11 protein-coding genes are annotated in these 12,234 nt (G+C 48.0%); 1 reads left to right on the forward strand and 10 read right to left on the reverse strand.

All coding sequences use genetic code 11. The annotated features are described in order from the left end of the window. Window positions 1-25: 25 nt before the first annotated feature. Window positions 26-2,212 carry a DNA topoisomerase III gene (locus tag ABK447_RS18535; protein ID WP_094031909.1) on the reverse strand — a complete coding sequence of 729 codons (2,187 nt, stop codon included), beginning with the start codon at window positions 2,210-2,212 and terminating at the stop codon, window positions 26-28. Between the two features lie 63 nt (window positions 2,213-2,275). After that, window positions 2,276-2,710, reverse strand: a complete 435-nt coding sequence (locus ABK447_RS18540; protein ID WP_007410180.1) for an Lrp/AsnC family transcriptional regulator — start codon at window positions 2,708-2,710, stop codon at window positions 2,276-2,278. 175 nt (window positions 2,711-2,885) lie between these two features. Here ABK447_RS18540 and ABK447_RS18545 point away from each other — a divergent pair, with 175 nt between their 5' ends. Further along, window positions 2,886-3,176 carry a DUF3817 domain-containing protein gene (locus tag ABK447_RS18545; RefSeq protein ID WP_007410179.1) on the forward strand — a complete coding sequence of 97 codons (291 nt, stop codon included), beginning with the start codon at window positions 2,886-2,888 and terminating at the stop codon, window positions 3,174-3,176. Window positions 3,177-3,213: 37 nt separating this feature from the next. Here ABK447_RS18545 and ABK447_RS18550 read toward each other — a convergent pair whose 3' ends face one another. The 8 genes from ABK447_RS18550 to ABK447_RS18585 all read right to left on the reverse strand — a co-directional run bounded on the left by ABK447_RS18550 (window position 3,214) and on the right by ABK447_RS18585 (window position 12,218). After that, complete coding sequence (locus tag ABK447_RS18550) at window positions 3,214-4,023, reverse strand: lipid II flippase Amj family protein (RefSeq protein ID WP_012116831.1); 810 nt, start codon at window positions 4,021-4,023, stop codon at window positions 3,214-3,216. A gap of 497 nt (window positions 4,024-4,520) precedes the next feature. After that, window positions 4,521-4,943 carry a pyridoxamine 5'-phosphate oxidase family protein gene (locus ABK447_RS18555; RefSeq protein ID WP_003156270.1) on the reverse strand — a complete coding sequence of 141 codons (423 nt, stop codon included), beginning with the start codon at window positions 4,941-4,943 and terminating at the stop codon, window positions 4,521-4,523. Between the two features lie 6 nt (window positions 4,944-4,949). Next, complete coding sequence (locus tag ABK447_RS18560) at window positions 4,950-5,573, reverse strand: GNAT family N-acetyltransferase (RefSeq protein ID WP_094031510.1); 624 nt, start codon at window positions 5,571-5,573, stop codon at window positions 4,950-4,952. Window positions 5,574-5,659: 86 nt separating this feature from the next. Next, window positions 5,660-6,163 carry a D-lyxose/D-mannose family sugar isomerase gene (locus ABK447_RS18565; protein WP_025284250.1) on the reverse strand — a complete coding sequence of 168 codons (504 nt, stop codon included), beginning with the start codon at window positions 6,161-6,163 and terminating at the stop codon, window positions 5,660-5,662. 12 nt (window positions 6,164-6,175) lie between these two features. Next, window positions 6,176-7,036, reverse strand: a complete 861-nt coding sequence (locus ABK447_RS18570; RefSeq protein ID WP_007410307.1) for an SDR family oxidoreductase — start codon at window positions 7,034-7,036, stop codon at window positions 6,176-6,178. 158 nt (window positions 7,037-7,194) lie between these two features. Then, entirely contained in the window at window positions 7,195-8,709 is a 1,515-nt protein-coding gene (locus tag ABK447_RS18575) for a class I adenylate-forming enzyme family protein (RefSeq protein WP_076425687.1), read from the reverse strand. Window positions 8,710-8,931: 222 nt separating this feature from the next. Next, the gene (locus ABK447_RS18580) at window positions 8,932-11,016 is read right to left on the reverse strand and encodes a BglG family transcription antiterminator (RefSeq protein WP_038456977.1); all 2,085 of its coding nucleotides are present in this window, start codon (window positions 11,014-11,016) and stop codon (window positions 8,932-8,934) included. 299 nt (window positions 11,017-11,315) lie between these two features. Beyond that, window positions 11,316-12,218, reverse strand: coding sequence for an aldo/keto reductase family oxidoreductase (locus tag ABK447_RS18585; RefSeq protein ID WP_038456976.1), 903 nt, complete (start codon window positions 12,216-12,218; stop codon window positions 11,316-11,318). Window positions 12,219-12,234: the final 16 nt, after the last annotated feature.

Below are 12,234 nucleotides of genomic sequence, written 5' to 3' on the forward strand. Positions count from 1 at the left end.
TTTACAAATGCTGCCTTTCTCTGATCTATTTATCCAGGCCGAGTTTTTTCAGCTGTTCTGCCAGCGCGTTGTTCATCGGCTCCTCTTTGTTTTGGCTTTTCATATAAGAGTTGATGTCCCGCTTGGATGCGCGTCCGGATTTATCTTTCGCCTTGCGCTTTTCAAAGACGGACAGTTTCTCCCGGTGGCCGCATACACATGCGAAGGTTTGGCCTTCGCCCTGGCCGCGAAGCTCCATTTTCTTATGACAGTTCGGACAGCGGGCGTTTGTTTTTCTTGCCAGCGTTTTCCGGCTGCCGCACTCACGATCCTGACATACGAGCATCGTGCCGCGTTTGCCATTGACTTTAAGCATCATTTTGCCGCAATCAGGGCAGGCGGTGCCTGAAATGTTGTCATGTCTGAAAGTCTGGCTGCTGTTTTTGATTTCCTTCACCGTTTTGCCCGCATATGTTTTCATGTCTTTAATGAACACGGCGGATTTCAGTTTGCCCGCTGCGATGGCGGAGAGCTTTTGCTCCCACTCAGCGGTTAAGGCCGGTGATTTTAAATCTTCCGGGACGAGCTGTAAGAGCTGCTTCCCTTTTGACGTGATGAAAATATCTTTTTCTTTTTTCTCGATCAAGAAACTGTTGAACAGTTTTTCAATGATATCAGCGCGGGTGGCCACTGTTCCGAGTCCGCCGGTTTCACCCAATGTTTTCACAAGGTTCTTCTCTTCTCCCTGCATAAAGGCGCTTGGGTTCTCCATCGCGGATAACAGCGTGCCTTCATTAAAGCGCGCCGGCGGTTTCGTCTGTCCGCTCGTTTCTTTCAGTGATGAGACAGTGAGGCGCTGACCCTGCTGAAGATCCGGGAGCGTCTGGTCTTTGTCTTCCTCATGATCGTCGTCATCCTCGTACATATCATACACGGCTTTCCAGCCAGGCGATTGAACCGTTTTCCCTTTTGCGGTAAATGTTTCGCCGCCGATATCGGCTGTGACCTTTGTTTCCTCGTATTCGAACGCCGGCATTAACACGGCGAGAAAACGTTTGGCGATCAGATCGTAAAGCTTTCGTTCTTTGTCGCTGAGGCTTGAAAGGATCAGCGGCTCCTCTGTCGGAATGATGGCATGGTGATCCGATACTTTCGCATCATTGACGAATCCTTTATGCGCTTTGACGCCCCGCTTCAGTATTTGATTGACGTACTGTGCGTACGGCTTAACTTCCATGCCGTTTAAACGGTCTTTTAAAGTCGGCACGATGTCTGCGGAAAGGAATCTGGAATCCGTCCGCGGGTAAGTGACAAGCTTATGCTGTTCATACAGCTTTTGAAGCACGGACAGCGTCTCTTTTGCGGAGAAACCGAAGCGCTTATGAGCGTCCCGCTGCAATTCCGTCAAGTCATAAAGACCGGGAGCGAAGCTTTTCTTCGCCGTTTTTTTCAATTCTGAAATGACCGCCGGCTTTCCTTGCAGGTCTTTTGCCAAACGGCCGGTCACCGTCTGATCGAATGTTCTTGTCTGCTTTGTTTTTTTATCCTGCCATGTCAGCGTCATCTGATCAGCAGCCGCACGGAGACCGTAATAAGGAACGGATTTGAACGCCTGAATGTCCGCTTCACGCTTGGCGATCATCGCCAATGTCGGAGTCTGGACGCGTCCGCATGACAGCTGCGCGTTAAATTTTGTGGTCAGCGCGCGGGTCGCGTTGATGCCGACGATCCAATCCGCTTCCGCTCTGGCAACGGCGGAATGATACAGGTTTTCGTACTCTTTGCCGCTGCGGAGCTTTTGAAATCCTTCTTTAATCGCCTTATCCGTCACAGAGGAAATCCACAGCCGCTTAATCGGTTTGCGGACGTTTGCCTTTTCGATAATCCAGCGGGCCACAAGCTCCCCTTCCCGTCCTGCGTCTGTAGCGATTACGATCTGGCTGACGTCTTTTCGGACAAGCTGAGCTTTGACCGCGTTGAACTGTTTTCCTGTTTTTTTAATGACGACGAGCTTCAAAGGCTCCGGAATAATCGGCAGATCCTCAAGCCGCCATGATTGAAATTCTTTGCCGTATCCTTCAGGGTCAGCGAGCGTTACCAGATGCCCGAGCGCCCATGTGACGATGTAGCGGTCGCCTTCAAGATATCCGTTTCCTTTTTTATGACACTTCAGAACGCGGGCCAAGTCCCGGCCGACTGAAGGTTTTTCAGCTAATACAACTGTTTTTGACATGCTTTTCACTTCTCTTTCTTTCACAATCATCCTGTTATTATAACAGACTTCCTCACGCTCTCTCTAATCGAGGACGTTTTTTGTGTCAATTTCTGAGAAAATGACGTGGGTCACGGTTTGGGCATACGGAGAGGTGCGGTTAATGAAGTGTTCGATCGTTTCCAGGCTGTCCGCGTTCATCTTCAGCATATAACACGCCGCCCCGGCGACCCGAAAACAAAATTCAATGTTGGGAATGGATTGAATGTAGGTTTTAAATTGATCGTATTTTCCGTTTTTCACCGTCGCTTCGACAATGCAGGAAACAGGAAGCCCGATCTTTTTTTGATCAATGTCCAATGTATAGCGCTTAATGACGCCGAAGGATTCAAGCTGTCTGACACGCTCTGTGACGGACGGAGCTGACAATTTGATTTTTCTGCCCAGTTCCCGCATGGACAGGCGGCTGTCCCGCTGCAGCTCTTTAATGATGCTCAGATCAACATTATCTAGTTTCATGACTGTAGTCCTTCCTTACCCTTTTGGCTATATTATCAAGAGAAATCCGAAAAATGACAAGAACAACTGGCTGAATTAATGAAGGTTTTTTTGGAACAGACGCGAAATGGTCATATTAGGACTGCCCTTTGCTTATAGTATAGAGGAAAAAAGATGTCCGACAGGAGGGAGCTGTATGTTACACACGCCGATCGGCAGACTTCGCACGATGGGGTTTATTGAAGGAATGTCGCTTTTGGTGCTGCTGTTTATCGCGATGCCGCTGAAGTATTGGGCTCATCATCCGCTCGCCGTCACCATTGCCGGTTCCATTCACGGCGGTTTGTTTATCATTTATCTGGCGGTGCTGGCGTATGCGGCGTTTACTGTCAAATGGCATGTGAAATGGTCAGCCGCCGGTTTTATCGCGGCCTTTATTCCGTTCGGTAATTTTATTTATGATCGCGGCCTGAGACATTATCAATAAAAAAGCTCCTCTTCTGCAGAGGAGCTTTTTTCATGCGTTACATCCATTTCGTCACCCAGGCGATATAATAAGCGCCGGGGATGAATACGAGCTGGGCGAGAAGCGTACCCGCGACCCTTGATGTGACCATCGTCAATGATGTCCATTTTAAGGAGACGTAGCTGCGCTTGCCCTTCGCCACATCGTCTGCCAGTACGGATACTTTCGGGTCAACAAACACAGCCAGCAGCATAGTCGCAACTCCGTTGATTAAGCCTGATGCCATTACGGCGGTCGTGCTGTGCTCAGGCGCCAGAAGGCCGGCGTACAGAGCGGACAGAACACCGATCGTGTAAATAGACGTAATGACCATATTAATGACAAACAAGCGTTTCGGTATCATTCGGAATTGAAGCCCTTTTAAATAGGAGACTGACGGCAGTCTGATATAAGAACGCGCATGCTTCAGCCCGTTCAGTGAAAATCCTTTTTTAAATACCTGCATGACGGAGCCTCCTCCGTCCGCCAAGTGTATAATCGCCCTGGAGAATAACGCGACGAATGTCGGCAAAAGACAGATGCCGAGCATCGTTCCGACCGTGGAGCCGAATATTAAAAATCGAAACTGGGCGCCCACAAGAGACAGGGCGTTTGATCCGGCGGCATCAATCAGATGTCCGGTAAACGGCTGCTGAACCATGTTTGACATGCGAGACACGATGACCATGACATTAAATAATGACAGCGCGGACGCGATAAAACCGACTCTCGCGCCGGAAAGCCGTGTTGCATAGGCAAGCGTTTCAATCGAATGTATCAGCAGCAGAAAACAGAAGATAAACAGTACTTGTGAAGTAATAACGTGCAATGTATGATTCCTCCAAATCTTTTCTACTGATTAGACTCTGCAGACTGCGGCGAGGTTTCGGCCGGTTACATAAAAAAACCGCCCGGATGTCCGGAGCGGTTTTGTCTTATTCTTTTCTTACGCAAATAAATAATATATGGTTGCCCGCCTTAGCCCGCGGGTGATTCGTATTAACAGTTCCGACAGAATCATTCTTCGAAAGTAAACACCATGGAAGTTCTTGAACACAAGACAACGAAAGCCCTACCTCTCAATCGTCACTGCGGCTCCGAAGCCGCGCCGGTGTGAATTGTAAAACAAAAAGTCTTTTTTCCATCTCTTCGTTAGGGGCGAATGTCAGAAGGAAAAGAATAAGCTCAGCTTTTTTTCAAGCTGTCCGTTGAAGCCTGAAGCTTCTATATCAAAACAGAAAAAAGAAGTTTACTTTCTTTTTTATTTGCATGTTGTCACTTAGCAATTAAGTATAACAGATTGCCCCTGAATAATCAAATGATTTATTAAAGTTCCAGCTCGGCCGGCGTTTTTTCACCCGCGTTCATGAGCTTGATCTGCTTCGGTTCAATTTCAAGAATCACCAGGTTCGGATCGTCTTTTCCGTCAAACCAGCGTTCCAGTTTCGGATCCCACAGCTTTTCTTTTAAATCGGCTGAGTTGTTCAGTTTGGCGGTTCCGGCCACTTCCACATAAGCGTCTCCGAATCCTTCACAGTCATACCCTAACAGAATATGAACATTCGGATTGTTTTCAATTTCTTCCGCTTTATGAGTGTCTTTGCTCGTCGGCGTGTAAATCGTTAAGCCGTCATGGAAAAATGTCATGTAGCGTGAATGCGGTTTGCCTTGCTCTACCGTCGCAAGCGAACCGACTTTATGATGATCCAGTACTTCAAGCACTTTTTCTTTGATTTCATTTTGATTCATGAAGAATCACTCCTTTTTAACGTCTCCACTGTTACTTTTCCACATTGGGGAGACATTTAAACCAAGAAATGTGCTATTCTGCCGATCTTCGCTCCATTCCCGCTTCAGCATGCTGTAGTTCACCGTGTCATGATAGGCGCCCTGTACGAAAATGCCTTCTCTCGTCAGTCCTTCTTTCTGAAATCCGAGCCGTTCCGCCACTGCCCTGCTTTTCGTGTTTTTTTCAGCCGCGCTGATCATAATGCGGTTCAGGCCGAGATCCTGAAATGCATGGGTGATGACCGCCCGGCAGCTTGCGGTGATAATGCCGAATCCTTCATGCTCTCGATCCAGCCAGTAGCCGATCTCTGCTTTTTGATTGGCTGTATCGACATTATGGATGCTGATCATGCCGCAAAACCGGCCCTTCACAAAAATTCCGGCGTCAAACCCATTTTCTTCCGCGTATTTATAGCGCCATTCGGGGATGATCACATCGCGGTACGTATCGATATCAGCCAGGTCTTCCGCCCAGCTGAGCCATTCGCTGAGATGGTTTTGATTTCGCTTCATAACAGAATACAATTCGTCCGTATCTTCTTTGGCAAGCAATCTGATCGTCAGATGTTCCCGGATTTGACAGGAAAACACGATCACACCTTCTTTCCTTTATTAGCCATTATACAGGTAAATTCATTTTTTTCCATACAAAAAAGATGAGGCGTGCAGCCTCATCCTTAAATGCGCGGGTCGGTGAAAATGTCGTGATCATCCGTGCTTGTCGATGACATTTCCGTGACGACCGCCCCTTCTTCTCCCGCTTGAAACCAATGCTTCGTATCCGGCGGAATGGTGTATTGTCCGCCCGGCTCAAGCACAATCTCATGCCAGACGGTGTAGTATTCCTTGTCATCTTCCGGCGGGAGGACGCTTGGGTTCTCTGTCTTTTCGCCTTCCACATAGAGATACACCTTCCCCCAGCGGCAGCGGAATGTCTCTTGTTTTCCCTTCTCGCCGCCGACCGGCGGATGGCGGTGTTCCGGACACGTCTGGCGCGGGAAGAGCACCAATTCTTTCGAACAGTAGCGGTCGGTATTCACGTAAATAAACAGCTGAAGCCCGGTTTCCTCAAGCTTGCCTAAGCCGTAATCCATGATTTGAATGTCTTCGACTTCATTATCAGTCAGAACGATTCCCGCTTTTTGATAGTATGCATTCACATCATGTTTCGATATCGTCATGCTTCAGCCCCCTTATGTGGTTACAAATTTGCCGCCGTTGACATGCAGCGTCTGCCCGGTCATATAAGATGATTCGTCTGAGGCCAAGAGCACATAGCAGCCGACATGTTCAACAGGCTGGCCTGCCCGGCCCATCGGCGTAGTCTGACCGAAGGAAGCGACTGTTTCTTCTGAGAATGTCGCCGGAATGAGCGGTGTCCAGATCGGCCCCGGTGCCACGGCGTTGACACGGATACCGTCGTTGACGAGCGCTTGCGCCATGGATCTCGTAAAACCGTTAATCGCGCCTTTCGTAGCCGTGTAGTCAATCAGCTGCGGATTGCCTGTGTAAGGATTAATGGATGTCGTATTGATGATCGCGCTGCCCGGCTTCATGTAATCAATCGCTTTTTTAGTCAAATAAAATTGTGAGTAAAAGTTTGTTTTAAAGGTTCTGTGGAGCTGCTCGCTTGTGATGTCTTTAATGCTTTCTTTCGGATGCTGTTCCGCGGCGTTATTCACGAGAATATCAAGACGCCCGAATTCTTCAACCGTTTTTTCAACCGCTTCATTGCAAAAGTCTTCCTCACCGACATCGCCGGGGATTAACAGACATTTTACGCCTTCTTCTTCCACTCGTTTTTTTGTATCTTCCGCATCACCGTGTTCATCAAAATAGACGATCGCGACATTTGCGCCTTCCTTCGCGTAAGCAACCGCTACGGCGCGTCCGATACCGCTGTCGCCCCCTGTGATAAGTGCGGTTTTCCCTTTTAATTTATCAGCGCCTTTATATTCTTTGTATTCATAAACAGGCGCCGGATTCATTTCGCTTTCAATGCCCGGCTGGCGATTTTGTGATTCCGCCGGGAATTCCTTCGGATAGTTTTCCATGTCAAGTTCCTCCTTCTTGTTCGATCTCATATTTCTTGTCTACCTCGGCAGTCCTCCGGATAAACATGATTGAGACAGTTCAAAACGTTTTCGGAGAAAAATGTTTCACATGGAACGCAAGAAAAAAACCCGGCTGGCAGCCGGGTTTTTGTTTTCAATTATGAACGGACCGCTTGTTTGCGGAGCACGTCTTTTCTCACTTTTCCAAGGTTGTTTTTCGGAAGTTCGCTGACGAACTCAATTTCCGGAATTTTAAAGGCGGCAAGACGTTCTTGAAGGAATCGGGTCACTTCTTCTTCTGTCAGGCCTTCTCTGCCGTTTGTCACGATGAACGCTTTCGGCTTTTCACCGTAAAGCGGATCAGGGATACCGACAACCGCCGTTTCGAGAATGCCCGGCACTTGCTGAATGACCTCTTCAATCTGGTCGGGATAAATATTGTCGCCGCCGTAGATGATGACATCTTTATAACGTCCGGTGATAAAGATAAATCCGTCTTCATCCACATATCCGGAATCGCCGGTATGGAACCAGCCGTCTTTCAGCACTTTTCGTGTCGCTTCTTCGTTACCTTCGTAGCCTTTGAATAAAAACGGACTTGTCACAACGACTTCTCCGATTGAGCCTTGCGGAAGGACTTCACCTGTTTCCGGATCTACAACGCGGACATCCACTTCTTCCATCGGTTTACCCGCGGAAGCGGCTTTATCCATTCCCATTTGCGGATTCCAAGAGCTGATGCCCCACGCTTCCGTGCTTCCGTATCCGTGCATGAGCGGAATGCCGATGTCGAGATACTGCTGGATCAGGCTGCTTGGCACCTTTGTGCCTCCCGTCATCATATAAACGATAGAAGACATGTCAGTCTGGTGCGTTTCCCATGCTTTCAGCAGGTATGTGAAATAGACTGGCAGCGCCATGATGGTTTGAATTTTTTCTTTTTCGATGAGCTTCAGGTTTTCCACAGGGTCCTGATTGTCTGTCATAATGAATGTCGTTCCGCTCATCGTGCCGACCATCTGGCAGATAATCGCGCTCGTATGGTAATTCGGATGGCATGCTAAGAAGCGGACATGCTGCATTCTCCCCGTGTATGCCAATGTCGCGTTTACGTAGTTGTATATGCCGCCGTGAGTGATCATGCAGCGTTTCGGATTGCCGGTTGTACCTGAGGTAAACATCAGCAATGCCGTATCGTTTTCAGACACCGTTTCGACATCCGGTGTATCACCGGAGCCTGTCAATAAAGCGTCAAACTGAGGCGTTGTCTCCGCAGCTGTTCCGGTCTCGACCTTCAGTTTAAGAGAAGATACCAGCGCAGGAAGCACTTCTTCCATGATCTCTTTAAATTCAGTGCCGTAAAAAACAGCTTTCGGTTCACAGGCTGCTAAAATGCCTTTCATTTCGTAAGGTGTTAATTGCCAGCTGACCGGCACAACCACCGCGCCGATTTCGAGTGCCGCAAACATGACAATGGATGCCGCGTGGCCGTTTTTGCAAAGCATCGCCACTCTGTCGCCTTTTTTTATTCCTTTATCAAGAAGCGCTTGTGCAAGCTGGTTGATTCGTTTTCGATATTCCGCGTAGGTCAGGGTATGCGCACCGCTTTTTACAGCTTCGATCTCTTCGCTATTTGAAATGTCATGCAGAATCAGATGCTGTAATGTCTCCATATTTTCATCTCCCATAATGATAAATCACAAAAAAACTCTGTCAGATTTTCTTTCTCACGCAACCCATTTTAAACCAAAAAATATAACTTGTAAAACTATTTTGTTTTAGAACTATTCCATCAGTGAATGATACAATAGTCCCGTGTTTTTAGTTTCTTCCCTTCCCCTTACCCTCATACATGCACAAAAAAACACACCCCACATGAGGTGTGCGCTTCCTGTTTACCGCTGTCCTTTCTCCTGAATGAAATGATAAAACAGCTTGTTTAAACGTTTGTATAAATCGGCCTCATCCTCCGTCTGGAAGGCTTTTATACTGTCTTCGGACTCGATGATGGCCGAGCTGACCGCACTTAGTATTTCCGCCCCTTCAGCGGGCATATCAGCCGGCGCCATCATCACCAAAGCGCGGTCGACGGTCAGGGAATTTCCGTCCATGCCTTTGACACTGCATGGAGCCGTCAAATCATAAATTTTGAAAAAAGGCGTGACAATTTCTTCATTTTTGAGATGGTACAGGGCCATCGCCGTTCCCGGAATGCCGAGTCCGCCCTGTCGTTCACGCTCAGCAAGGCGCTGTGCGGTTTTTTGGGCATTATGAACCAATCCTTCTTGCTCCAGCATGTCAAACATACGGTTCAAAAACAGCTCATACGCCGTGTTTGAATCAATGGATTTGATCGAAAAGTTCCGCAGCACGCTTTGGATAACCGCCGCGTAATGCGCCATACGGCCGGCCGCTTCCAGCATATCAGGCGTCTCCGGCTGCTTCTCTTCTCTTTTACCGTTTCTTTTTTTGTCAAGAATCAGCGGAATTTTTCTTTTGATGTACTGCTTGACCTGATCAGCGTCTTCTTCGTTTAAAAGCGGACTGACCATGACGTAATCAATATTTTCATACGGGATCGGAACGGTGGATACGATCATGTCATACGCGGTGATGTCTCGATCCTTCAGTTCGATGAGGGAAGACATATCAAAGGAACGGATTTCCGAAAGCTCTTTTTTCAGCCTGGATGCGAGCATTTTGGACGACCCGATGCCGCTTGAACAGACGATCAGCGCTTTGATCTTCGCCTCTTCCCGTTTGATTTCCAAAGCGGAGCCGAAGTGAAGAACGATGAAAGCGATCTCATTATCAGAGAAAAGAAGCCCCGGAAAGAATTTTTCCATTCCTTCTTCTACGGCCATGTACAGCAGAAAGTAGTCGCGTTTAATTTGCTCGGTCATCGGGTTGTACATGTCGATATTTTCTTTTACCCGGTTGATCGCAGGCTCCAGATGGGCGATTAAACCGTCGTATAAAGAACCGTTTTCCGTCAGATCAATTTTAATTTTTTCAGAAATGAAGCCGATCAGCTGCTTCGTTTGCAAGGCCGTTTCAACCTCTATGTCTTCCGGTTTGAATTCCGTTTTGTATTTGCGGTTGGCGCTCCGCAAATGAATGGTGATATATCCGATCTCAGCTTCCGGAATTGAAACGCCGAACGCTTTTTCAAGCTCTTTTGCCATTTCCAGCGCAGAGCCGTACTCCTTCGTCTGCTGCAGCGCTTTTAGTTCCGAATCCTCCATCGTGATGGTTTCTCCGAGCCTGATCCGGTCCATCGCAAAGGTTAAATGAACCGCAAGCGCCATGTATGAGCTGTCAGATAAGGCGATCGCGATTTTTTCCTTGAGCTGAATTAAGAGCCGGTCCATTTTCAAAAGTTCCGCTTTATTTACGACGCCGAACATTTTTTCAGCATCGTCCGGTTTTCCTTTAATATTCAATTCAACCGCTTCCAAAAAGCTTTGAATATCAAGGCGGTTGACGATGAGATTGCCGACGATTTTCCGTTTCGCATTTTCCGGCCCCGTCAGCTGAATGCCGAAGCCCCTTTTTCGGATCAGCGTCAAGCCGAAGGGCGCAATCCAAGTCTCCAGCTCATCCAGGTCATAGCTGATCGTCGCGTTTGTTACTTGCAGTTCGTTCGCCAGACTGTAGAGCTTGATCGGCTCTTGAGACTCTAATAGTGAACATAGAATTAAAAGTTTCCGCTCCTCAGCGCTGTATTCATGCTGTTCATAGGACAGGTCTGACAGGAGTTTTTGTTTGTCCTCCGGGTTTCCTACCGCTTTCAGTCCTTTGCCGGGCTGTTTATCAAGTGCCAGACCGAATGATTCCATTATCGGTTTGATTGTTTTTAACTCGCGGTGAACGGTTCTTGTGCTGACTTGTAAAGCTTCCGCCAGTTCATGCACTGTCTCGTACCGGTTCTGCAGTAATAGATGTTTCATTAATTTTTGTTCTCTCGCTGTCATATACATGAAACGCGCCTCCAGATTTTCTAGTTGTGAGAAGTATGGCATATGGGGAGTGCTGCCGGGGAAAGTGGTGTAAGTTATAATATAAAACGCTTTCAATGATTATTCAACCATTTTCAAATGGCAATTTGGCACTGGGCCGTGTGACAGTATTGAAAAAGAAAAATGTGTCAGATAATATGCCATGACGCTTGTTACTCTTGATCCGCACGGCTATACTTCAAAGTGACCTTACTTGTTTTTAGACATTGCACACCACATAAACAAACGCCCGGAAGATAGCTTCCGGGCGTTTGTTCTGTTTATGGAATATCGCAGCCTTGGACACCGGTATAAATCCGGAACCACTGATCATGGCTGAGTTTGTACGCGGATGCACGCACCGCGGCGGAAATGCGGTTCTCTTTTCCGCTGCCGACAATCGGCATGATGTCTGCCGGGTGGGTGAACAGCCATGCGTACATGACTTCGTCAATGGAAGCGGCGCCGATTTCTTCCTGTACGGAACGAAGCGCGGCACGGATTCGGAGGTCCTTATCTGATTGTCCGGTAAAGACGCTCCCGCCCGCAAGCGGTGACCACGCCATCGGCGGAATGCGTTTTTCCTGACAGAAATCCAGCGTGCCGTCATGAATATTTTCCAGCTCGTACGCCGAGATTTCAATTTGGTTTGTGATGAGCGGATCATCCAAATAGGATTCGAGCATTCTGTACTGGTGCGCTTTAAAGTTCGATACTCCGAAATATCTGACCTTTCCCGAGCTTTTCAGCGCATGAAACGCTTCAGCCACCGCCTCCGGGTCCATAAGCGGGTCCGGTCTGTGAATGAGCAGCACATCCAGATAATCCGTATTCAGATTCAAAAGCGACTGCTCCGCCGACGCTAAAATGTGAGACTTCGACGTATTATAATGATGCGACTTGTTTCCGGGCCGTTCCGGTGATTCAATGACAATCCCGCATTTTGTGACGATTTCGATTCGCTCCCTTATTGAAGGCGAAAGGGACAAAGCGCCGCCGAAGAGCTTTTCACACGTATAACCGCCATATATATCGGCATGGTCGAAGGTGGTGATGCCTTGGCTGATACACCATTCAATCAGATTCAGCAGCTCTCCGTCTGAAACATTCCATTCGTTCAGACGCCAAAGCCCGTGTATCACTCTTGAAAATTCCAGGTCTTCAGCCAATTGAATGCGCTGCATGTGAAATCCCCCTTTT

The sequence above is a fragment of the Bacillus sp. hwrm1 genome (genome assembly GCF_040207805.1).
GTDB lineage: Bacteria > Bacillota > Bacilli > Bacillales > Bacillaceae > Bacillus > Bacillus velezensis.